Annotated in this window: 18 protein-coding genes; 9 read left to right on the plus strand and 9 right to left on the minus strand. The window is 41.5% G+C overall.

The genetic code is table 11. The features are described from left to right. Nucleotides 1-77 precede the first annotated feature (77 nt). From AC5JMF_RS15885 to AC5JMF_RS15895, 3 genes are all read right to left on the minus strand, one after another. Nucleotides 78-518, minus strand: coding sequence for a secondary thiamine-phosphate synthase enzyme YjbQ (locus tag AC5JMF_RS15885; protein WP_495796699.1), 441 nt, complete (start codon nt 516-518; stop codon nt 78-80). A gap of 121 nt (nt 519-639) precedes the next feature. Continuing rightward, nucleotides 640-1,806: a pyridoxal phosphate-dependent aminotransferase gene (locus tag AC5JMF_RS15890; RefSeq protein WP_495796700.1), complete on the minus strand. Its 1,167-nt coding sequence runs from the start codon at nt 1,804-1,806 to the stop codon at nt 640-642. Between the two features lie 21 nt (nt 1,807-1,827). Next, on the minus strand, nt 1,828-5,202 hold the full coding sequence (locus tag AC5JMF_RS15895; RefSeq protein WP_495796701.1) for an alpha-mannosidase: 3,375 nt from the start codon (nt 5,200-5,202) through the stop codon (nt 1,828-1,830). A gap of 257 nt (nt 5,203-5,459) precedes the next feature. Here AC5JMF_RS15895 and AC5JMF_RS15900 point away from each other — a divergent pair, with 257 nt between their 5' ends. Then, nucleotides 5,460-6,947 (plus strand): hypothetical protein, encoded by a 1,488-nt coding sequence (locus AC5JMF_RS15900; protein ID WP_495796702.1) that lies wholly within the window; start codon nt 5,460-5,462, stop codon nt 6,945-6,947. Between the two features lie 511 nt (nt 6,948-7,458). On the opposite strand, the gene AC5JMF_RS15905 is transcribed toward AC5JMF_RS15900, so the two are convergent. Further along, a complete protein-coding gene (locus tag AC5JMF_RS15905; RefSeq protein ID WP_495796703.1) occupies nt 7,459-8,403 on the minus strand; it encodes a lysophospholipid acyltransferase family protein in 945 nt (314 codons plus the stop codon). Between the two features lie 216 nt (nt 8,404-8,619). Between AC5JMF_RS15905 and AC5JMF_RS15910 the strand changes: the two genes are divergently transcribed. Further along, nucleotides 8,620-9,522: an alpha/beta hydrolase gene (locus AC5JMF_RS15910; protein WP_495796704.1), complete on the plus strand. Its 903-nt coding sequence runs from the start codon at nt 8,620-8,622 to the stop codon at nt 9,520-9,522. Between the two features lie 304 nt (nt 9,523-9,826). Here AC5JMF_RS15910 and AC5JMF_RS15915 read toward each other — a convergent pair whose 3' ends face one another. Beyond that, nucleotides 9,827-10,597, minus strand: coding sequence for a hypothetical protein (locus AC5JMF_RS15915; RefSeq protein WP_495796705.1), 771 nt, complete (start codon nt 10,595-10,597; stop codon nt 9,827-9,829). Nucleotides 10,598-10,715: 118 nt separating this feature from the next. Here AC5JMF_RS15915 and hemE point away from each other — a divergent pair, with 118 nt between their 5' ends. From hemE to AC5JMF_RS15930, 3 genes are all read left to right on the plus strand, one after another. Further along, the gene (gene hemE / locus AC5JMF_RS15920; protein ID WP_495796706.1) at nt 10,716-11,768 is read left to right on the plus strand and encodes a uroporphyrinogen decarboxylase; all 1,053 of its coding nucleotides are present in this window, start codon (nt 10,716-10,718) and stop codon (nt 11,766-11,768) included. 85 nt (nt 11,769-11,853) lie between these two features. Then, complete coding sequence (locus AC5JMF_RS15925; RefSeq protein ID WP_495796707.1) at nt 11,854-12,816, plus strand: NAD-dependent epimerase/dehydratase family protein; 963 nt, start codon at nt 11,854-11,856, stop codon at nt 12,814-12,816. Between the two features lie 848 nt (nt 12,817-13,664). Further along, on the plus strand, nt 13,665-15,440 hold the full coding sequence (locus AC5JMF_RS15930) for a sensor histidine kinase (protein ID WP_495796708.1): 1,776 nt from the start codon (nt 13,665-13,667) through the stop codon (nt 15,438-15,440). A gap of 8 nt (nt 15,441-15,448) precedes the next feature. On the opposite strand, the gene wecB is transcribed toward AC5JMF_RS15930, so the two are convergent. Both wecB and AC5JMF_RS15940 read right to left on the minus strand, forming a co-directional pair. Continuing rightward, on the minus strand, nt 15,449-16,564 hold the full coding sequence (gene wecB, locus AC5JMF_RS15935) for a non-hydrolyzing UDP-N-acetylglucosamine 2-epimerase (RefSeq protein ID WP_495796709.1): 1,116 nt from the start codon (nt 16,562-16,564) through the stop codon (nt 15,449-15,451). A gap of 175 nt (nt 16,565-16,739) precedes the next feature. After that, nucleotides 16,740-17,114: a hypothetical protein gene (locus tag AC5JMF_RS15940; RefSeq protein ID WP_495796710.1), complete on the minus strand. Its 375-nt coding sequence runs from the start codon at nt 17,112-17,114 to the stop codon at nt 16,740-16,742. 721 nt (nt 17,115-17,835) lie between these two features. On the opposite strand from AC5JMF_RS15940, the gene AC5JMF_RS15945 reads away from it, so the two are divergent. Beyond that, nucleotides 17,836-19,104: a type IV pilus twitching motility protein PilT gene (locus tag AC5JMF_RS15945; protein ID WP_495796711.1), complete on the plus strand. Its 1,269-nt coding sequence runs from the start codon at nt 17,836-17,838 to the stop codon at nt 19,102-19,104. A gap of 165 nt (nt 19,105-19,269) precedes the next feature. Here AC5JMF_RS15945 and AC5JMF_RS15950 read toward each other — a convergent pair whose 3' ends face one another. Further along, complete coding sequence (locus AC5JMF_RS15950; protein ID WP_495794504.1) at nt 19,270-19,407, minus strand: hypothetical protein; 138 nt, start codon at nt 19,405-19,407, stop codon at nt 19,270-19,272. Nucleotides 19,408-19,785: 378 nt separating this feature from the next. Between AC5JMF_RS15950 and AC5JMF_RS15955 the strand changes: the two genes are divergently transcribed. Both AC5JMF_RS15955 and AC5JMF_RS15960 read left to right on the plus strand, forming a co-directional pair. After that, complete coding sequence (locus tag AC5JMF_RS15955; protein WP_495796712.1) at nt 19,786-20,547, plus strand: circadian clock KaiB family protein; 762 nt, start codon at nt 19,786-19,788, stop codon at nt 20,545-20,547. Nucleotides 20,548-20,970: 423 nt separating this feature from the next. Then, nucleotides 20,971-21,234, plus strand: a complete 264-nt coding sequence (locus AC5JMF_RS15960) for a hypothetical protein (RefSeq protein WP_495796713.1) — start codon at nt 20,971-20,973, stop codon at nt 21,232-21,234. A gap of 8 nt (nt 21,235-21,242) precedes the next feature. Here AC5JMF_RS15960 and ggt read toward each other — a convergent pair whose 3' ends face one another. After that, nucleotides 21,243-23,111 carry a gamma-glutamyltransferase gene (gene ggt / locus AC5JMF_RS15965; protein WP_495796716.1) on the minus strand — a complete coding sequence of 623 codons (1,869 nt, stop codon included), beginning with the start codon at nt 23,109-23,111 and terminating at the stop codon, nt 21,243-21,245. Between the two features lie 83 nt (nt 23,112-23,194). On the opposite strand from ggt, the gene AC5JMF_RS15970 reads away from it, so the two are divergent. Beyond that, nucleotides 23,195-24,619, plus strand: a complete 1,425-nt coding sequence (locus AC5JMF_RS15970) for an ABC transporter substrate-binding protein (RefSeq protein ID WP_495796714.1) — start codon at nt 23,195-23,197, stop codon at nt 24,617-24,619. Nucleotides 24,620-24,749 lie beyond the last annotated feature (130 nt).

Here is a 24,749-nt window from a genome sequence, read left to right on the forward strand (position 1 = left end):
GTCCTCGATAGCGTTAGCGACACAGGAGCGTCGCGTCATTACGAATTACGAATTACGAATTACGAATTACGAATTATTTAATATTCGCCAGAAATTTGTAAGAACACAGTTCTTTTACGAGGCCCATCTAACTCAAAAAATAATACAGATTGCCAAGTTCCCAAAGCTAATTTACCATCCACAACAGGAATTACCTCACTTGTACTTAACATCATTGCCATCAAGTGAGAGTGAGCATTCATGGGTTCGTCTTCAGGAACATCTCTCAAATGTAGATCATTATGCAAGTAGCACTCTGATTCAGGTGCTAATTTTTGTAAGAATACTTTCACATCTTGCAATAATCTAGTTTCATTTTCGTTAATAGCTAAAGCTGTTGTGGTATGAAGAGAAAATACTAAAATTTGACCATTTTTTATAGATGTTGAGGCAATAAAATCTTGAATTTGGGGAGTGATATTCTGAATATTAATTCCTTGGTTAGTTTCGATTTCGATTAACTGATGAATAATTAGCATTAATCTTTAATCTGCTGTATGCAAAACTTCTATTTGATTTTTGAAAAAACTTCGTACACTTGAAAAAAGTTGATTTTCCACTCTCTACTCCCTACCTACACAAAAATTTTCATAAATCAAGTCAGATTCCTATATTATGCAAACCTTCAACTAATCTATCTATACCTGCTTTTGCTGTCTCTTTTTGCAGCGCACCATAAGCAATGCGTAAATAGCACCCATCATCCATACCAAATGTTGTACCTGGAATGACTGCTACTTTATATTCTTGAATGAGTCTTTTAACTAGTTCAAAAGCATTCATCTGGGTGTTAACTTTGAGGAAAAAATAGAAAGCACCATTGGCGGGGGTAATGCTAGATAAATCATGTAAATGGTTGAGAGAGTCGAGTACTATTTGACGAACTTCAGCGATCGCTCCAATATTATCCCTTAAATAGGCGTCTTGAGCTTGCAATGCCCCTAAAGCTGCATATTGCGATACCACTGGTGGACAAATCAAAATCGTATCCTGAACTTTTTTGACAGCCACAAGTAAGTGCTGGGGAATCACCATGTAGCCGATGCGCCAACTGGCAAAACCGTAAGCTTTGGAAAGGCTATAGAGAGAAATAGTATACTTGTTACTATCAGTAAATCTACTTGGAGAAACATGTTTGACCCCATTATAGGTAAAGTATTCATAGGCTTCATCGCTAATGTGGTAAATACCGCGATCGCTACAGATTTGATTTACTTGCCGTAATACAGACTCAGAATAAACAACTCCTGTTGGATTATTGGGTGAAATTGTCACCACAGCCTTTGTTTTAGGGGTAATTGCTTGAGCTATTGCCTCCGGACGTAGTTGGTAACTTTCATCCGTCTCCACCAATACCGGACGACAACCCGCCATGGTGATTGCCATTTCGTGGTTGAAATAATAGGGTGTATTTAAAATAACTTCGTCACCTACGGTAGTGATTGCCAAAATAGCGTTCATAAACGCCATATTGCTTCCTGCCGTCACCACAATGCAGTTTTCGCTGTTAATTTCAATACCGTTAAAGGTGGATAATTTTGCTGTCAGTGCTGCCAATAACGGTGGAATTCCCTCAACTGCTTTGTATAAATTATTTGTTGGCTCAGCTAAGAACTTAGGTAAAAGAGCGATCGCTTCCGGTGGTGGGTTGTATGAAACTACACCTTGACCTAAAGAGATAGTTCCAGGAGAGTTTTTAATCAGTTCCCCAACCACCGGAATAATTGGCGACTGTACCGCTTGCATCCGAGAAATTAATTTGGTCATTGGTCATTTGTCATTTGTTATTCACCGCGTCTCCGCGTCTTTGCGTCTTTGCGTCTTCCAATTCCCCATTCCCAATTCCCAACTAACGATTTTCCACGGCTGAATTGTCAAGTTTTGTTTAGTACATGAGAGTTCAGTGATGGCAGAGGAATGCTCTAACAAATCTACCGTATTTTGCAGATTCAAGCCTAAGTCACTGTGCAAACATAACTCGGCTGTCTCTCCGTGGCACTCGTAACACCGCATAATTAGCTGCTGTGGGTTATCTTCTGCTGGCTTCAACGCCATTAAGATGAGGTTTTCAGCCGATAAATTTAGGAAGCTTACCTTATCAGGTGTGCTGTTAGCGTAGCGGGGTGTAGTGGGACGTACATGCTGAGTACTGGGTAAATTTATAACCACTTGCAATGGTATATTTATTTCATACCCACGCCGTACCGTATGGGCTGATTCCCAACTACTTGCGTGAGGATACAAAGCATAGGTGAATTCATGCTGCCCTCGGTCAGCTTCTGGGTCTGGCCAATTAGGACTGCGTAGTAGTGTGAGGCGAAGCTGATTTGCTTGACTATCGTAGCCATATTTACAATCATTTAACAAACTCACACCGTAATTATCCCCAGTTAAATCTGCCCAACGTAAGGCTGGGACTTCCCACTTTGCTTGTTCTGCTGGGGTTTTTGGTTGAGTTGGACGGCGAATAGCAGCACATGGTATCTCATAAGTAGCAAAGTCTGCTTCAACGTTTAAAGGAAAAGCAGCTTTTACCAAAACCTGATTTTCTTGCCAATTGACAGTGTTTACAATTTTTAACAAAGGTGAACCAGTTTGCAGAATGTAGTCTTGGCGAAATTCCGATTCTCCCAACTGACGCACCACGCGTACACGGCTTTGAACTGGGCCATGTTCTAGCCATTGAATTGATTGAAGCCGTGCTAGGGGTAAAGGATGCTGAGCATAATTAGGATCTATATTCCAAGCATCCCAGTATTGCCCACTGTCTTTAAAAGCTTGTAGTTGATTCCCCGCACCACTTAAAACTTCTCGTTGATTAACTTTGTCAAAAACACTAGCCAAATCTCCTGTATCAGGATTGACATCAACTCGGAGAAATTCATTTTCTAAAATCCAATCTGGGGGGAGGGATGAGGGGGATGAGGGAGTAAGGGAGAGTGTTTGCAATAAATTCTCCGCGTCCTCTTTGGGGGAGGGGTAAAGCCAGAATACGCGGTAGCCTATGGGTGGGATGTTGGTTGCGAGAAATAGTAGTGTTGATGGTTCAGATAATTGAGAGACAAGCTGTTGTTCAAAAAGGTCGTAAACTTGCCATGCTTGGTTGGCTGTTGCTGATGCGGGTAAGGAGATAGAGACTACCTCAGAACGTTCCCAATTGAGAGAATTGAAGACGAATATGGCTTTAGCTTCAGGATGAGGGGGTGAGGGTAAAGCGGTTTGGGATGCGATCGCTTGCAGTGATTCTTGTAATATCCTAGTTCCTACCTGTTCAACTTGCTGCCATTGGGGTAACGCATCCAAATAAACTTGAGTAATCGAAGTGCCTGGTAGTATATCATGAAACTGGTGAAATAATACCTGCTTCCAAGCCGTTTCTATTTCCGCTTGGGGATATTTCACACCACAGCTAACAGTCGCCAAAGTAGCAAATAATTCAGCTTGATACAACAAATCCTCACAACGCCGATTCCAGCGTTTCTGATCTGCGTGAGTAGTGTAACAACCACGATGGAACTCTAAGTAAAGTTCGTCATTCCATGTGGGGAAGAGGGGAAGGGATGTGGTACCCTGCGGGAACGACTTCGTCGAACGACTCCGCTCACCAACCGGGGGATTTGGTTCGACTCCGCTCACCAACCGGGGAGTGAGGAAAAAATTCTCCGCGTCCCCCACTCCCCGCGTCCCCGCGTCTTCTTTGAGGGTTGACTTGATCTGTTGTAAGTAATTTTCAGCGGTGATAAATTCTAGAGTTGGGAACAGAGGAGAACTTTGCCAGCGTTGGGCAGTTTCTAGCATATCGCGGGTGGGGCCGCCGCCGTGGTCGCCAACACCAGGTAGCCAGAGAGCATCTTGTAGACCTGTTTGAGCTTGCCATTCACAAACATATGATGCCATCTTAACTGGGTCAATACCTTCACCAATGAGTGCAGACATCAAACTAAAAACTTCACTACCATCAGGCGATCGCCACCAAAAAGCCCCATAATCAAACTTAGTAGTATCATTCCAGCGCAACTTCTGCGTCACAAAATGTTCTATTCCCGCATTCACAAAAAACTGCGGCAAAGTTGCACAAAAACCAAAACTATCCGGCACCCAAACCACAGTCGCCAGCTTACCGAACTTCTGTTGCACATACCGCTGACCATACAACAACTGACGCACAATTGACTCACCACCAATCAAATTGAGATCAGGTTCAACCCAGAAACCACCCACAACTTCCCAACGCCCAGCAGCCACCATCGCTTGAATAGCCTCAAACAAATCTGGGCGATTTTCCTCAACCCATGCATAAAGCGCCGGAGTCGAATGACAAAAAATCAACTCTGGAAAATCTGCCTGCAACTTCAAAGCCGACTCAAAAGTACTTTGCGTCGCCTTCCAAGTTTCATCCACAGGCCACAACCATGCTAAATCCAAATGAGCATGACCCAACAAATAAACCTGAGATTTTAACTCGTAAATCTTAGACTCTATTAAACGCCGACGCAGAAACAAAAACCACTCTACCCTCTGTTCCTTAGTGTTCTCTGTGCCTTTGCGGTTCGTCACCTCTTCCACCACCTCTGCCAACACAGCCAACTTCTGTGGTGCAAACCTCTCCAAAAAAAGCTGCATCACCGCCAACTCATCAGCCACAAACCCTGGATCAGGACTATGATCATTATTAGATTCATATACTAAAAGCGATCGCACCAAAGCACCATCACAATGTCCCGGACTTACTAACCGCAAAGCTACAACAAACTCTTCCCCTGGAGTCACCCCACGACTGAGAAGCACTCTAGGCGAACAATCAAATAAATCTCCCGCCTGTACCAACTCTCCATTCACATATACGGACGCAGCATCCGCCCACCAAACCAAAGCCAACCGCAAAGACAACCCCGCCAAAGCGTAACCCTGCATATCTTCGGGAACCACCAACCTTTGTGCCAGCCACAAAACTTTTTTCCCTCCCGTCCAAGCAACATGTTCCTTCGCATTTAGTTGAACAGGTTGCCAATCAGACAAATCAAATGCGGCAATATCAGTAATTACTCGGTCAGATTCCTGATACAACCAATTAGACTGGATATTTGCTTGACAGTAAGAGCGTAATTGCTCAATTGCCTCTAAGATCAATTTGGTATGGGATTGAGATACAGAAAGGGTCATATTTCCGCTAAGATAATGGCACTTGTAACAGTTATCAGTTATCAGTTATCAGTTAATTGTACTGAGCGACTTGCCTTGAGCGAACTTATACTGAGCGTAGTCGAAGTATCAGTTATCAGCCAAGCTGATGCGATTTTAAGTTACATAGTTCAAATTGCTAGAAAAACGTGGGGAAGCGGAGACGCAAAAACGCGCAGATGTAATTTGAATACGGGAGTCTCGCAATTCAATAAGGCTCAAACTCACAAATCACTACCATGTCTTTTGGCTCCTCTAGTCGTTATCAAAGCAGATTATTTAACTTTGTCAATCAGCAATCTCGGCGGTTGACACAACAGTGGGGACACACCTTCCGGCGTTTGCAAGTAGCTACTAAATGGAGTGTGGAAGCACTACTTTACCCAGTATATGTATTGTTTCATTTAACTGAAACATCAGGGAAAACGTTGCACACCACAGAACCACAATCTAGACCACAGTTACAACCAAATGATACCGATACTCCGATTCAACGTGTACTAGAAGCAGTCAACAATTTACCATCTGTGAAAGATGATACTGCTGATATTACATCTGAACCCTTTCAGCCCTTGATATTTTTGGGGTCTTGGAGGCAGAAATTTTTTCACCAAAACCAAAGTTTAGCAAATAACACTAATATTCCTCAATCCTTAACAGTTCTAGACAATTCAGCAGAGAGTCTTAATCATTATCTGCCATGGGTGCGAGGAATTGCTTCCAACTTAGTAAACCGTAATTTGGTACTTGTTAGTACCAATAACGAAACTCTAGATATTTTAACACCCCAGCAGCAGGCACAATTAACCGACAGAATTATTAGTGAAGTTGCTAACTACTGGCATTCTTGGCAATTATCTCAAGCTAGAAAACAGAGGGAATTATTGCCAGAAATCGACCGTTTATTAGCAAAACTGACTGATGGGAGTTTAACCAAAACATCGAGCTTAAATCAAGAAGCGATCGCTGCAAATAATCTCAAATATCAATTATTATCATTCTTAGATATAGCTGTTGCTAAATTAGAATCAAACGCCATAATCCCCGTGCAACAGGGTAGTCAACAAATTGTCCAAATTGCCCAAACTCAGCTAAATATATTCCTTTATGGTAAAAAAAAGTTAGCCAATAAAGGAGAAATTGCAGTCAATACTGATAATTTAGAAACCCACGTGCTAGATTTTCAAGCCTTAATCGAAGCAGCACTTAATTATTTTTTTGGTGTCAGCCCAGAACAAAAACTACCAAGTAAACCTCACGTTTTACTCAAAAACTATCAGTCACAAAATCACAACCTAGTAGCAGATTCTTGGCTTCAGTTAGATGATTTATTTGGTGAATCAGACACAAATATTGACAAATTAATCACATCATCTCAAAGAGTAAGCCCAACTCTAGTGCATACTTTAGAAGATATCTCACAACCTAGAACCCGTTCTAGGTTAGTGCAAAAGCAAAAACCAAGTCGTGGTCTCACCTCAACTCAAAAAACATCCACAAAAATTACTTCTTTGCAGCAAACTCAAGGAGAAATTTCTCAGCAACTGCATCAAAACACTCAAATCGAGTCAAAGCCAGATTGGATAGAAACTAAAGCAATGTCAATGGGTTATGACAAGCATCCACTAGAGCGAATTTTAGAATGGCTAGATTATGTTATGCTCTGGCTGGAAGAAAGATTTGTCAAGATTTTCCAATTATTGCAACGCCTATGGAGTGATAATTAAGCTGCTTTGTATTGTTAAATGCTATTGGTGGTTTTCTGCGTGAAAATTCTTGTTTATTGTAAATATTTCAATTTCAAAAATCCATTAGATAAACCTAAGATTGAGACATTCGTGGTGAATTTACCTCAAATTCCGAGAGTAGGTGAGACAATCGTTGTCGAGAGGATTTCACCCCAGAGACAGTTTGTAATTATTTTTGAGTACATCGTGACAGCAGTTCAGTTTAATGCATCCAGAGAATCAGATGATGCAGTAGATGCTCAAGTAAGCGCATTTTTAAACCACTGCTGGGAGGGAACATCCAATTTTAAAGTTACGAACTTTTTAGAGACGTGATGGAATGGGGACTCGGGGAGATGTGGTTTGACTCCGCAGTAGTTGAATCTCGACTTCGCTCGATTACCGCAAAGCCGAAACTCACCAACCGGGGGATGAGGAGGATGAGGGAGACGCACTTCGACTTCGCTCAGTGAGCGGGGGACGCGGTGAATAACAAATGACAAATGACAACCTACCAAAACATATGATTGAGAAAATAACGAAATAGTTTTGGCCCTTCAGGTTCTTGATAGTCTGTGGGTAATAGAGCTAGCATGGCATCTTGTAAAGCTTCTAAGGCTTCGTCTATTTCCTGTCGCTTTGGTCTAGTTGTTGGTGGAAAGTGTAAGGGTTCACCAAATCGAATTGTTAATTTTTTCCTCAGATATAAATCATGTGTCCCAATTAATGATATGGGTATGATTGGTACTCCAGCTCGCAGGGCGTAAATGACAATCCCTCGCTTCAAAGGGAGATGCAGTTTACCCTCTGTAGTTCCTAATCGTCCTTCAGGAAAGAGAACCATTCCATCACCACGAGTCAAAATTCCTAGAACGATCCGCTCTATTTGTCGTAATGTGTGTATATTTTCCCCTGTGGGTACGTTCTGTTCAATAGCTGTAGCTAATTCTACAAGGTCTTGCTGTCCAGCTTGAGCTGCTGTGATGACGGCGAGTTCTTCTTTCCACACCCGCACTAAAGGAATGACGCCTCCAGCAAAATTAAGAATGAAACGTTTCCACCACTTGTTATATAAGGTGCGGGCGTCGCCTAAAATGTAATAGTAAGGCTGTGTGGGTAAATCTGCCAGCAAGACCAATGGATCGATATGATGGAGATGATTAACAGCCAGGATTGATGCTTGATTAGCGACTCTTTGTGAGTGTTCGACTCGTACCTGGAAAAGAGTATGGATAAAAAATCGCATCACCAAGCGACGCAGCCAAGATTTACCTCTAGGTTCTGGATGTTCGTGATTAATTTCTTCCAGCCGATTAAGAGTTTCTGCAATTGTATCGCGAACAGCGCGATCGCCAGCCGCCGCTATACCCTCTTTTACCCGCTTGATGCTAGCAGCCGTTGGAGGTGGCAAGGTTTCGGCTTGCGTTATGCCTTTGTGCTGATGGATGGATGACACATTGGCTGTTTTTTCTTGTGTATGAATCTGGGAAGTTACTCCATCAGCTCGGTCTTCCGGAACAGATTCACTAGAAGAACTGTTGATAAAACCCTCTTGAATTCATAAATAAATCATAATTCTTAATGGCATACTATTGAATGACTCACATAGGAATCTGACTTGATTCATGAAATTATTTGCGTTTAATAGATATCAGAAACAACAAATAACCTTATGATTCATCACAATGAGGGCACATTCGAGGGTTTTGGTAAACTCAATCTGTATTATCAAAGCTGGTGTCCAGAGGATAAAATACGGGCGATTTTAGTCATTGTGCATGGACTTGGAGGACACAGCGATCGCTACGGTAATATAATTCAACATTTAATTCCTCAGAAATATGCTGTCTATGGTTTAGAATTGCGTGGTCATGGGCGATCGCCAGGACAGCGAGGTTATATTAATACTTGGACTGAGTATCGAGAAGACTTGCGAGCTTTTTTACAATTAATTCAAACTCAGCAACCAGGATGCCCAATTTTTCTTTTAGGACATAGTTTAGGTGCAGTAATCGTCTTAGACTATGGACTACGCTATGTGCAACAAACACCTAGATTGCAGGGTGTAATTACCTTAGCGCCAACTTTAGGGGAAGTTGGAGTTCCACCCATCCGCATACTTATAGGGAAACTACTATCGCGGGTTTGGCCACGTTTTAGCCTTAATACTGGTATCGACCTCACCAACGCTTCACGGGATGAGAAAGTTTTAGCCGCCTATACCCAAGATACACTGCGGCATACCCGCGCTACAGCCCGTCTAGCAACCGAATTCTTTGCCACGGTTGCTTGGATTAATACCCATGTTACTGATTGGCAATTACCCTTATTAATTCTCCATGGTGGTGCAGACCGAGTAGCTTTACCTGAAGGCAGCGATATCTTTTACCAACAGCTTACATATCCAGATAAGCTGCGAATCGATTATCCAGAAGCTTATCATGAGATTCAAAGCGACCTCAATTATCAACAGGTACTAGCCGACTTGGAAGATTGGTTAGAGAAACACCTTTCACCTCAGACAATACCATTGGTGCAAGATTCATCAACATACAGGGAACAGGGAACTCTTTAAATAATTCGTAATTCGTAATTTGTAATGACGCTCGAGGACTCGCTACCGCTGACGCTTGAGGACTCGCTACCGCTTCGCTAACGCTAACGCTAACGCTAACGCTAACGTAATTAAGTTTTGTAATGGGGATTTCACCCCAACACAAAACTTGCCGATTATAGAACCGGGGGACTTAAACCCACGGAACTGGTTAACAGCGAATAAAGAGGGAGGTTTTTCTAAGGTTCTCCAAACTCGAAAAGGTTGATGCCCTACTCCCCACTCCCCACTCCCCACTCCCTACCTACGCAAATAAGTTCAAAAATCAAAGCGAACTGCTATGGTTTGCAGAAATTCTAGTTTTGCCTTGGGGAATTCTTTTCAATCTGCACAAACCAATTGCCGGGGTAATTCCTAAAATAACAGCCGTTAATCCTTGTCCACTCCAATGTAGTATTAAAGCACGATTAGCTTCTGGAATTAAATTTTGGATAAAAGAAAGTAACCACATCAAAACGCTAATCAAAAAGAAAGAGATAGAAGGCAGAAAATTCCACCACCAAACACCTGTTGTGCGTCGTTTTAATACTAACCATTGGCAAAATCCTAGCCAAACTCCCGAAAGAATATAGGCAACGGTTGATAAAAATCCCAAAACAAAAATCGCTTCAGGTGATAAAGTTCCACCCAAAGAGACAGCAACAGATGCAATATAACCAATCCAAACTGTGGCGATGCTAGTGGCAATTAGCCAACCAGCGCTAGTTGCAACTATCCATAACCAACCGGAAAAATATTTATAGAGAACGATCGCCTGATCAGTCGCAAAAATCACTGCAAACACAATATTACCAAAAAATCTGACCAAAGTTTTCCCGGTTTGCGGCTCGATAGCAATAGTAGGTAGCAAACTTTCAAGAATAATTTTTTCCAAAGCTATACTCACAAGTCCACCTACAACCCAACCGAGAACAGTCAAACAGGTAAACTGGATAGTGAATTGCCGTCGCTGCGATCGCGGAATTAAAAACTTACTTAATTTAGAATCGTTATTAGTTGATACAACATCATAGGAATCGTTAGAGTCAGTTTGCATAAATATAAAGTTTAGTAAAGAATTGATTAGTGTTTTGATCGCAAAGCTGTTGAAAAAGCGTAATCCCAGAATGATAAGCTAAACAATGGATAAAAAATGACTTAGGATGAAGTGTTAAATGGGCGTTACCTTAACGGCTCCTCATCTGTTGCGGGCTGCTCGCGGTGAAGTAGTAGATCGTCCCCCCGTATGGATGATGCGACAAGCGGGACGATATATGAAAGCATATCGAGATTTGCGGGAGAAATATCCTTCATTTCGCGATCGCTCCGAAATTCCAGAAGTAGCGATCGAAGTTTCCCTGCAACCTTGGAGAGCATTCCAGCCAGACGGAGTAATTTTATTTTCCGACATTGTTACCCCATTGCCCGGCTTGGGCATTGAAATGGACATTGCGGAAGGTAAAGGGCCAATCATCGATTCGCCTATTCGCACTCAAGCACAAGTTGATCACCTACACCCCCTAGACCCAGAAGCATCGCTACCATTTATCAAAACAATTTTGCAGGCGTTGCGGCAAGAAGTAGGCGATAAATCAACAGTTTTAGGCTTTGTGGGCGCACCATGGACATTAGCAGCTTATGCTGTCGAAGGAAAAGGTTCCAAAACCTACTCCATCATCAAAAACATGGCATTCTCAGACCCAGCAATCCTCCATCAGTTGTTGGGAAAATTAGCAGATGCGATCGCCAACTACGCACGCTACCAAATTGACAGCGGTGCCCAAGTTGTACAAATGTTCGATTCTTGGGCAGGTCAATTAAGTCCCCAAGATTACGATACATTTGCTTTACCCTATCAGCAAAGAGTATTTGAGCAAGTCAAGCAAACCCACCCCGACACACCATTAATTCTGCTAGTTAGCGGTTGCGCCGGCGTCTTAGAAAGAATGGCCAAATCCGGTGCTGACATCATCACCGTAGACTGGACAATAGACATGGCAGATGCCAGAACTAGATTAGGCAAACACGTAAAAGTGCAGGGAAATCTCGATCCAGGCGTACTATTTGGTTCAAAACAGTTCATCCGCGATCGCATTCTCGACACCGTTCGCAAAGCCGGCAACTGGGGCCACATCCTCAACCTTGGTCACGGCGTCCTCCCCGAAACCCCAGAAGAAAATGTCGCTTTCTTCTTTGAAACAGCAAAACAACTTAATGCACTCGTTTGACCCAAAATAAACTCATACTCTCTGCGTCTCTGCGTCTGTTGCGTGATAAAAACACACCCATTCACCCAGCAACGCCAAACCTAACATGAACCAAAAACGCATCTTAGTGACTGGTGCAAGTGGTTGCATCGGTCACTATATATCTGAAACATTAATTCAAAAAACAAACCACGAACTGTATCTACTGGTGAGAAATCCCAGCAAATTGCAAGTCGATACTCAAGCGCGTCCAGGTATTCACGTCTTGCAAGGCGACATGCAACAAATTAGCCAATTTGCCGATTTACTCAAAACCATCGATACAGCAGTCCTGACAGCCACAGCTTGGGGCGGTGATGAGACATTTAATATCAACGTCACCAAAACCCTAGAATTGCTGAATCTGCTAGACCCCAATAGATGTGAACAAGTAATTTACTTCTCTACTGCCAGCGTTTTAAATCGCCAAAATCAACCATTAAAAGAAGCCGGGGAACTAGGTATAGATTATATTCGTTCCAAATATGAGTGTTTATTCAAAATGTCGCAATTAGCGATCGCACCCAAAATAACTAAAGTTTTTCCTACTTTAGTTTTAGGTGGTGAACATAATAAACCTTATTCTCACGTTTCTTCAGGTATCTCAGAAGTTACAAAATATATTAATTTAATTCGCTTCTTAAAAGCAGACGGCAGTTTACACTTTATTCATGGACAAGATATTGCCACCGTTGTGCAACATTTAATAGACCATCCACCCCAAGAAAATCAACCACGACAATTAGTTTTAGGTCAAGCAGAATTAACAGCAAACCAAGCATTAGAACAAGTTTGCGCCTATCTAGGCAAAAAGATTTACTTTCGCATTCCCATATCTTTAGCTTTGGCTAATTTAATTATTGCCGTGTTCCAGATTCAGATGGATGATTGGAGTAGGTTTTGCATGAACTATCGCCATTTTACCTACGAAAATGTCATCAATCCTGCTAGTTTTGGTCTGCTAAATTACTGTGCCACAATGAGTGATGTTTTGAGAATTAGTGGTGTTGCAGATGTTAATAATTCGTAATGACGCGACGCTCGTACCTCGCTACCGCTGACGCTCGAGGACTCGCTACCGCTTCGCTAACGCTAACGCTAACGCTAACGTAATTCGTAATTAAGTTTTGTAATGGGGATTTAGCGCAAAGTCACCAGGGGGTTTCCTCCGATCTGACGGCAGTTGTTCATGGGTGAAACCCCCAAGATCACACTGCCTCAACTTTGTAAGACAGACCCCAACACAAGACTTACCGATTATAGAACCGGGGGACTTAAACCCACGGAACTCGTTAATAATTCGTAAGGATTCAGGTCATACCAAAATCTCTACGAGCTTTTGTTGATAAAGGTTTGCGGGGATTAGTCACAAATTTATATTCTCAATAAGAATTGGGTGACGACCATATTTTCGTGCCTTATTGCGACTAAAGGTATGTTAATAAGCGAAACTCAATTTTGAAACTGGCTCTGTGACTGGGTTTTAAACACCTAAATCCTTACGAATCTGCTCCAATAAAGTCATAAAAATACATCTTTGTTGAGTACCATTATTTAGTCCATTTTTAATGGACTTTTGCTATGAGGCAGGGATTTGCAATCCCTGCGGGACTGAAGTAACAGTTTAGTATCAGGATTTTCCTGAATTGCTATAAGATTGGTGTGACTTAAATTCATCTCAAAGATTAATTTCAAGAAGCTTTGGTAAGACTTTCTCCTCAGTCTTCCTAATTTGCATTTGTATAGAATATAACTGTTCTATGCGGAAATAGCGTAAAATTAGAGGTTTTGATATTTTGCGAGAAGTTAGCAACGTGCCTTTAATTAGGCGTGTACTTCGTCATCATTACCCTAAGACGTATTGAGGAGATGTGTATCATGTATGACTTGCAAAAATTTACTTTAAGAGATATGTCAGAATGTGGTTTAGCTTTACGTCATTTAGGCGATAAAGCTAACAGCATGGAAGAGGCTAGTAATCACATCATCCAATATCTTTATGAAAATTTAGTTGATCAGCAATCTGGTGAAAATTCTTGTGTACTTGTCCGTTTTTTCAAAACTCATTCCTATGGAGAGTTAACAGCGGAATTACAAGAATACGCAAGAGGTCTTTTAGGTAATCATTTACCTGATGATAGTCTCAAGTGCTTGCTATTATTAGCAACTGCTGGGGAATTACTAGAATGGAATTCGCGCCACAAATCTGAGGGACACAAGGCAATTCCACTAGCGAATGAAGAAGCGATCGCCCGCATACCCATGATATCTCAACTTATCCAACAATTAGGATTAAATTCCGGTATTGTAGTACGACCTGACCCAAATTTATTAACTGATTTAGAACAGCGGATGTATAACGTTTTTTATGTTCCTGATGCCTTGGGTAGTTCATACATTCCTGCACAAAAATCTTTCGTCATTCCATTTAATATTAAATCTGTAATTGGCTTTGGGGGATTATTACCATCAGGCAATACATTTGTAATTCTCATGTTCTTAAAGGTAGTAGTTCCTCGCAACGTTGTAGAATTGTTGCGCCCGTTAGCATTAAATATTAAAATGGCAATTCTACGTTTTGAAGGTGCCAAAATTTTTAGAAATGATGATCAATCTGTTGTAAATAAAAAAGCTACAACTCTGAAAAATAAATATGATCTGTTTCAACGCCTCAACTCACAAATAGCAACGCTAACCCAGCTATTAGATGTTTCCGAACAATCAACCATCAGTCAATCCGACCGTCTGGAACAAACAAACGCCTACTTAAAAAAAACTTTAGACCAACTGCAAAAGACTCAAATTCAACTAGTTCATACTGAAAAAATGTCTAGTTTGGGACAACTAGTTGCCGGTATTGCTCATGAAATTAACAACCCTGTTAATTTTATTTATGGAAATCTTGTTTATCTTCAACAATATACACAAACACTGCTAAATTTAGTACAAGCTTATCAAGAATACTATCCAAATCCCGCACAAGAAATTCAAGAATTAATCAAAAAAGCAGAACTCAATTTTTTAATTGAAGACCTTATTAAAATAGTAAATTCTATGACAGTGGGAACAGAACGGATTAGTGAAATTGTTAAATCACTACGAAGCTTTTCTCGTTTGGATGAAGCAGAAATCAAAAATATAGATATTCATGAAGGCATCGATAGTACTTTAATGATTCTGGAACACCGTATGCAAGCAACTCATGAATACCCAGCAATCAAAGTTATCAAAGAATACGGTCAAATTCCTTTAATAGAATGCTATCCTAGTCAACTAAATCAAGTATTTATGAATATTCTGGCTAATGCTATTGATGCATTACAAAATCATCATAGCTCGTGGTTTACTAGTTGTAAGGAAGACAAAAATAACTCTCCATTACCAATAATTCGTATTCGTACTGAAGTCATCGATGATCAATGGATAGTAATTAATATTGCTGATAATGGTTCTGGTATTAAAGAGGAAGTACGTTCAAGGTTATTTGATCCCTTTTTTACTACTAAACCTGTAGGTAAAGGCACTGGAATAGGTTTATCAATCAGCTATCAAATCGTAGTTGAAAAACATGGTGGATACATTAATTGTATTTCAACTCCAGGGCAAGGGGCGGAGTTCGTAATTAAGATTCCTGTGAATATTAAAAATGGATAATATTAACTTTAGCCAAGTTCCAAATAATTTTGCACAATTTGTAAGATCCGTTCTGCTGCATGGCCATCTCCAAAGGGATTAATTGCATTGGCCATTGCATCATAAGCGGTGGGGTTACTGAGTAATTCATTAGTGGTCGCAAAAATTTTCTCAGTTGTAGTTCCCACAAGTTTAGCTGTACCCGCCGTCACAGCCTCTGGTCTTTCTGTGGTGTCTCTTAAAACTAGCACTGGTTTACCAAGGCTGGGTGCTTCTTCCTGTAAACCACCAGAGTCGGTAAGTAAAAGATGCGATCGCCTAATCGCCCCCACCAATTCACCATAATCCAAAGGTTCTGTTAAGAAGACGCGCGGATGATCACCCAAAAGTTTCTGCAACGGAACTCGCACTGTCGGATTGCGGTGTAATGGCAACAGTAATGCTGTATCGGGAAACTTGTTTAAGATTTGTAAAAAACCTTGGGCGATCGCTTGCAGTGGTTCTCCCCAATTTTCGCGGCGATGAACTGTGGCGAGTAAGACACGATATGAGTCCCAATTTAAGCCTGGTACATCGCAGATTGGTTGATTTGCAGCCACGTTTAACAGCGCATCAATCACTGTATTACCCGTCATGTGAATTTCACCCAAAACACCAGAACGTTGCAAATTTTCAAAAGCCCAAGGCGTTGGCGCAAAATGCAACTGAGTGAGTTGAGAAATCAACCGTCGATTCGCTTCTTCTGGATAGGGATTCAAAATATCATCAGTTCTCAGTCCTGCTTCTACATGACCTACAGGAATTTTTTGATAAAACGCTGCCAAAGCTGCGGCAAAAGCTGTAGTCGTGTCTCCCTGCACTATCACTAAATCTGGCTTTTTTTGTTGAAATAACGCTTCTAAACCTCGCAAACTGCGACAAGTAATGTCACTCAAAGATTGCTGAGGCTGCATAATCTCTAAGTCATGATCTGCCTTAATGTTGAACAATTGCATCACTTGCTCAACCATCTCTCGATGTTGTCCAGTTAAAATTACTTTTAACTCAAAATTTGGTGAATTTTGAAAGATTTGAATCACCGGTGCTAGTTTAATTGCTTCCGGCCGAGTACCCAGAATAATATAAACTCTTTTTTGATTAGTCATTGGTCATCCCATTCGACTTCGCTCAGGGCAAGTTGTCATTAGTCATTAGTCAATGGTCAACGGTTAAGAGTCATTAGTCAATCTTTACAAACGACAAATGACAAACAACAAATACCCATGAAAAAACCCGGCTGAACCGGGCAGATGCACTGTTTGTCGAATTTAGCAGTGAAAACTACATTTTGATTTCACAAGTTAAAGGACAAGCCGCATATACAGTGGTCTGCATTTGATCTGCTTCCCCATGTAGCCAGCTTAGCCATTTGATTTCGCTTGGATGAACGCCTTTGAAAGTTAGCACACCCGCAGCAACTACAACCGCCATGATATTAAACATTATTAAACCACCTGCTACCAACAAAACAGCGCTAACAGGCATTACAGATTGCAAAACAATCGACAACAGACATCCGACCGTAGCCATCAAAACCACTAATGGGAAACCGACAACCAACAAGCATACTGCCAACGTGAAAGTCCAGATCAAAAAGCTTTTGATCATCAACAAGGAGTACGTCTTTCCTAGATTAGAGCTCTGAGCCGAAACCATGACTTTTCCTCCCAAAATTACACAGCAAGTTTAACTCCGACTTTACTTCGCTTTTGCGAGTAAACTGAACTATTTAATAGAAATTCAGTATATAGAAACTAATCAGGAAAATGAGCATTTATTTACTTAACTTTACAGTTAAGTTTTTGTAAATATGAATGTAAAGTTGAGCTTGCCTTAATGTGTATGACTGATTTTTGCCATCTGTCTTGAGGCATATAAGCTACAACACAAAACCTCTCGGCTTGATCCCCGGCACTTTCCTCTCAGAGCGCTTAACATTTCTTATCAATATTAGCGATGTCTCTCATAATTCATAGATGAGCTAAATATGTGATCTACTGCCTATTGTGCTGTTAATTGCTAGCAATCATGAATTCAGTTTGAGGAGAAGCTTCTCATCTAAATGTTGAGAGTGTTAATATTTTGTTTTAAGTATAAAATAATACTTAATAACTAAGTTTATTTTCTGAAGCTTTTAAATAGCTTAAGTGTGTTAAACAAGTCTTTATAAGTAAAATAATTTTTTAAAGCTGCAAAATCATGAAAGCCAAGTAAAAAAAAGCACCCAAAATTAGATGAATAGATTCACCACGATTTCAGAGGTCAAATGGTCTTGTACTTTCTCTAAGGGCGTTGAGGCAAGCATTCTCTGGAATTGTGAAATAAATCGACTGAACTCTCTTTAATTCAACTTTCTACCTCCCAAATTTGAAGATATATGACAGAATCACAGCCTTCTCTTAATTCCAACCCTGCTGCTGGTCGTAACTTGCCACCAATGCCGCCACCACCAATGGCAAGTACACAGCGCCAGTCTACACAAACATTGGATATGTCAATACCAAGAGATAGGAGCAATTCTGCACCTGTTGGGGCGCATCGTCCAGGTACTCCACCGCCAATGCCTAGTTCAGTCCAGCCCAAACCGGGACTCACCTTAGCACAGATCATTAAGGAAGCTTACGATCAAGGATATTCTGATGTTCACCTGGGGGTGGGTGAAATACCGCGCTTCCGCAACCGAGGAGAAATTCAACCAACAAATTATCCAGAAACAGATAAAGAGATTTTTTTGGGTTGGTTGCGAGAAATCATGAATGAAGAAGAAATTCAACGATTTCAAGAAAATCTAGAATTTGACGGTGCAACTCAGTACGACTTTGCGCGCGTGCGGATTAACGTTTTTGACTCCCTCAAAGGCTATTCAATGGTACTGCGGTTGATTCCATTGAAAATCTTATCGATTGATCAGTTGAGATTACCCACAATTTTTCGTGATATTTGCCATTACCACAAAGGTTTAATTTTGGTGACTGGGCCCACTGGTTCTGGTAAATCTACAACCATGGCGGCGATGATTGACTATATCAATAGAGAGATGGCTAAGCATATCATCACTATTGAAGACCCGGTTGAGTTTGTCCATCAAAGTCGTAAGTCTTTAGTGAAACAGCGGGAAGTGGGGATGCACACCCGGAAGTTTGACAACGCTTTGAAAGCAGCTTTGCGGGAAGATCCAGACTTGATTCTGGTGGGGGAAATGCGGGATAAAGAAACAGTGAACACCGCCTTAAAAGCTGCTCAGACTGGTCACTTAGTAATGGGAACCCTACACACCAACAGTGCCGTGAAAACGATTGAACGGATACTCAATCTTTACTCTGGTGCAGAACAGGATGCGATGCGGGTAGCGATTTCTGAGTCGTTGGTGGCAGTAATTGCTCAAGGTTTGTGTCGCACAACCGATGGTAAGCGGGCTGCTTTCCACGATATTTTAATCAACACCGAAGCCATCAAAGAATGGATCAAGGACGGTAAGTATGATGAAATTACCGAATTGATGAAGCAAGCCAGTTTTGACGGCATGATTACTATGAATCAGTCATTGCTCAATCTTTATCAAGAAGGTCGAATTACCGAAGAAACAGCTTTGGAAATGTCACCAACTCCTAACGAAATGGCGCAATTCCTCAGAGGTCGGGTTTAGGGGCCGCACTTCGACTTCGCTCAGTGGATGGGGGATGAGGAAGACGCGGGGACGCGGGGATGCGGGGACGCGGGGTTGGAAACTGTAACATAATTGCTACACATCTGTGTTCATAACTAGTCAATTTTGAGTAGGTATTGGAGAAAATATGTTAGAATATTAGCATTAGTAACGGTTAACAACCGTGCCGTCAGAGGATAACCCTTCCAGCTTAGACTGGCGTTTGATAAACGTGCCACAGGCGAAGTGCAAGTTCCATAGACAGAGGATTGTTAGCAGCGCCTCACCTAGAAGTTTCTCCATAACTTCGACACATATAGCGGTCAGTTAGACCGTTTTCGCCTCTGGACTGGTGAGTGCCGACACTACCAGGATGAATGAGGAAGTAAGCATCAAACTAGATCATGAGCAGATTTGTCTACTTATGAACAGTTGTGAATAGGTCTTATGTAACGGAACAACCAATAACAACTTGCCCTGAGCGAACTTGTACTGAGCGTAGTCGAAGTAGTCGAAGGGATGACGAATAACAATTCCCAATTTCCCAATTTCCCAGTCCCCAGTCCCCAGTCCCAATTCCCAAATCTCTTTGTGTCCTGGTGAGAGTTATAGCTAAGGTAAAAGGTAAAAGATAGAATCTTTTACTTTTTTTGTTTTTAGCTCCCTATCCTATTAACTATCTTGACTACAAACAAACTATCTCGACCCGAATTATTCAAGGGTATTGCTCTGTTTACGCCCGGTGGAGATCTAATTTACTGTATTGACCCTAGTAAACAAGGTCGATGGCATTTGCATTTATGCACTGCTTTGCAGGAAATCTTGGATTTATCAGAGCCACCACATTTTTTAGTGCCTTGTTATACTGCGACTATTGACCACTGGTTAGACCCGCGTAGTCAACAAGTGCGAACTTTTGCGGAAGCTTATCCAGCGGTAATTAGACATCAGACTTTGCTAAATGCGATTTTTGGCACAGGAGACCTAGTATGGCAAGCTTCCCCTTGGCAAGATGGACTGTGCGATCGCTTGGTTTTAGCAACTTATCGCTCCTCTTTCCCGCAACTCTGGGAAGACCATGATTTAATTGTACGCTTGGATCTTTCGGAAGCAGCACCAAGATATCATCAACAAGCAATAGCTACACAAAAGGAACAGTCAACAACAGCTGGCTATGTCCTCCGCTTGTTTGTTGCTGGGCACAGTGGCACAACTGAACGTATCCTTCAAAATCTACACGAACTTTTGGAGCGATCGCTCGGTCATCCTTATACTCTAAAAATTATTGATGTTTTAACTCATCCAGAACAAGCAGAAATCAATCAAGTTTCTGCAACTCCTACCCTCGTCAAAGTGTGGCCTCAACCAGTCCGGCGAATTGTGGGAGATTTGGATAATGTGGAAAAAATTATCCAAATGTTAGGTAGTAGAGAGAAATTTTAACTTTTGTTAATTAAGCTAATATACGCTCATGTTGCACATTTTTTGGTTAAGACTGTCATTTGTATTTACAAAGGACAAGTAGGACTATGTGAGCAGGGGAGGCAGGGGGAGAAATAACAAACACTAATTCCCCATTCCCCAAAACAAATAGTATTTATGGATACATACAATTACAAAAACTGCGGATAACATTAGGGAAATCCTACTCTTGAGGGAAGAGCAGGAGAACTTTTTTATCTTTAGTATCCCTGCATTAGCTTTCTTAAGGGGTAAATATTTTTGTGTAATTCTCCTGAACTTGATAGTACTGAATTGTACTGTGCTTCGTCCTCTAGGCAAAATAAATTACCCCACAAGGGTGAGGCAACACTTGACAAAAATCTGTCATTATGCATTAACAGATAAAAGTAGAAGGAGTTTGTAATGCATCAAAAAATGTGCTGGTTATCTAAGTTTGGTAGCGATGGAGAAAAAGTTCTCCATTTGCAAAGCGCACCTGGTCAACCCTGGCGTCCATACACTAGTTTTCCACAATTTGCAGTCCCAGATTATCCAATACCAGGCGGTTCTAAAGGTTGGGCAACTTATCAAAAACTACTGAAAGCCGGATGGACATTAGTACATACCTCACGAGCAAACGAATTTGTGAGCAACTTTGTACAGTCAACAATCCAAAAAAATCAATAATCTTGTTTTTATAACCCTCTAGGGTAGCCTTCACCACGAGGATCGGCAGCCCCTTCTAAAGTACCATCGGCTGTAACAGCGATCGCGTTCACATTACCCCAAGGAGAAGTTTGGTTAATTTTATGTCCCCGACGGCGTAAGTCTTGCACAGTTAGAGCATCCAACCCCCAAGATTCTACGCGCAACTCATCAGGAAGCCACTGGTGATGTATGCGTGGGACAGAAACCGCAGCACCAACATCCATGTTGTATTCCAATACATGCAAAATCACTTGCAACACTTGAGTGATGATGGTGCTTCCACCAGGCGCGCCCACCGCCAGCCGAAGGCGATTATTTTCCGTCACAATTGTCGGAGTCATACTAGATAAAGGAGTTTTGCGAGGTGCGATCGCATTAGCTTGATTGCCTACTAAACCAAAAGCATTGGGAACGCCAGGGGCAACAGCAAAATCATCCATCTCATTGTTAAGTACAATCCCTGTTTTTGGTGTCACTACAGCAGCACCAAAGCCAAGATTAATAGTGAAAGTCAGACTTACAGCGTTGCGTTGTTCATCAATCACTGTTAAATGACTAGTTTCGGGTGATTCTAAGGCGGAACGGAGAAATATAGGGACGCGGGGACGCGGTGAGGGGGAGACGCGGGGAGAGTTTTGAAGAGTAGGTTTTTCATCTTCAGTCTGAAATAGTCTATTTTTCCGTTCCGAAATCTTTCTTTGCGTCTTTGCGTCTCCCTGTCTTTGCGTCCTCCTAAAGGGGATGTTTTGCAAGTTATCAAGTCCTGGTTTAATCTGGCTTGCAGGTTTAGCCGCGTCCATGCTTATTTCTTGACGGCGCTTTTTAGCGTATGCTGGACTGATTAGTTCTTGTACAGGAACTTTGACGAAATCGGGATCGCCTAAATATTGCGATCGGTCGGCATAAGCAATTTTGATGGCTTCTATGATTAAATGTAAAGCGTCTGGGTGATGCCATCCCCAAGATTTTAAATCAGTGTCACCAATAATATTTAAAATCTGCAATAGATGAACACCTCCTGATGAGGGTGGTGGCATTGAACAAATCTTAGCTTTGCGGAAATTTCCACAAACGGGGTTACGCCAGATTGGTTTATAAGCTTTTAAATCTGCGAGAGTCAACAAGCCACCATTTTTTGTCATGTCGGAGGCGATCGCCTGCGCTATACTGCCGGTGTAAAAACTTTGGGGATCTTGAGCAATTGCTGTTAATGTCCGCGCCAAATCACGCTGCACGAGTTTTTCCCCAGGTTTGAGGAATTCACCGTTACGAGTAAAAATTTCCCGTGCTGCGGGATTGTTGAGAATGGTTTGTTTGCGATTTTCGTAGGCTGGTAGTGAGCGCCAAGTTACTTGAGAACTGAGAATAAAGCCATCTTGAGCCAGAGCGATCGCAGGTTTAATTACCTCTTGCCAAGGTAGCTTACCATAACGCCGATGGACTTCATACATTCCCGCTACTGTTCCTGGTGTTGCCACTGCCAAATAACCATCCACACTTGCATTGGGACGCACTTTACCTTGGGCATCCAAATACATATTTCTGGTAGCTTTCAGGGGTGCGCGTTCGCGGAAATCTAGGGTTTTGATTTCGCCAGTTTTTTGCGAATACATCAGCAAAAAACCGCCACCACCTATCCCCGCTGAAAAAGGTTCTACCACGGAGATTGCAAAGGTAGTAGCGACTGCGGCATCAACTGCATTTCCACCCTTAGCTAACATTAAAATTCCGGCGTCACTCGCTAGGGGATGGGCAGAAACTACCATTCCCTTTTTGTTGCGTAGAGGTAAAGTTAAGGTAGCTGATGCAATTTGACTGTAAAACAGAACACCAATAGAAGAGATTGCGATCGCAATCTGTTTATACTTGAGTAAAGAATATTTGGTGCGATCGTGTGTAGTCTTTGCAGACAACACCGACGACACGCCACCGACTAAAGATGAAACAACCACTTTCTTCCCTCCACTCCCTATTTAAATTTACAACTATCAGTATGATGGTTGTTTTCAGTATTGTTGCTTGCAATCAAACTCCTGATTCTCAACTCACCTCGGTTGCCCAAGTTGCAACTCAGACAAATACTTTGAATATATGGTGGGATAAAGGTTTTAATCCCGAAGAAGATGAAGCTCTCCGGCAACTTGTACGTAACTGGGAACAAAAAACTAATAATAAAATTAAGATTGTTTTCTATACTACTGACTCTCTAGGAGAAAAGATCCGCAGAGCCATACAAGCTGGCAATCCGCCTGATATTGTAATGAGCTTTAAAGCAGAAAGGTCTCCTAATTCCCGTCTAGCATGGGAAAATAAGCTAGTAGATGTTTCTGATATTATTGAGCCAGTTAAGAATCTTTATTCATCAGATGTCTTAAAAACAGTTAACTTCTATAACAACGTTGCTAAAAAAAGAAGCTTTTATGCTATTCCCCTTTATCAAGGGACAATTCACATTTACTATTGGCGAGATTTACTCAAAGAAGTAGGTCGCACAGACAAGGATATTCCCAAAGAATGGGACGCTTTCTGGGAGTTTTGGAAAAAAGTTCAAGATGATTTAAGAGCCAAACAAAAATCTAAAATTTATAGTTTAGGTTTGACACTCTCTTCAGAAGCTGGTGATACTTATTACTTGTTTGAACAAATTTTAGAAGCTTACGATGTCAAGATTATTAGTGCTAATGGTCAACTGCTAATTGATGACCCCCAAGTGCGTCAAGGCATTATTAAAGTATTAAAATGGTATCAAAAATTTTACCAACAAGGATACATACCACCAGAAGCGTTAAAGTGGCTTAACCCAGATAATAATCGTAGTTTACTTAATCGGTTAATAGTGATGACTCCCAACGCCACCGCCTCAATTCCAGCGGCGGTACGTCAAAATTCTGATACTTACCGTAACAAACTAGGCATTATCGAATTTCCCAATAAACCAAATGGTCAACCAATGCAACACTTAACTATGGCCGAACAAGCTGTTGTCTTAGCTGAATCTAAAAACCAGGCTTTAGCCAAGGAGTTTCTACGCTATTTGGTTCAACCTCAAGTGATGAAAAACTATCTCAAAGCTGCTGGAGGACGTAATTCTCCGGTTTTACAACCAGTATGGCAAGATAATTTTTGGACAAACCCCAACGATCCCCACATTTCTACTGTTACCAAAACAATAACTAAGGGTAAAATTCGTTATTTTTATATCAGTCAAAACCCCATTTATAGTAGAGTTTTAGATGAGAATGTCTGGGGTATAGCACTTAACAGAGTGATCGTTGATAAAATTACACCAGAGCAAGCCACCGATGAAGCAATTAAGCAGATCAAGCAGATTTATCAGGAATGGGGAGTAGGGAGTGGGGAGTAGGGAGTAGGGAATTGAAAATAAAACAAATGATAAATGACCAATGAATAATCACAGCAGATCAAGCAGATTTATCAAGAATGGGGAGTAGGGAGTGGGGAGTAGGGAGTAGGGAATTGAAAATAAAACAAAT

The sequence above is a fragment of the Desmonostoc vinosum genome, from assembly GCF_059505385.1.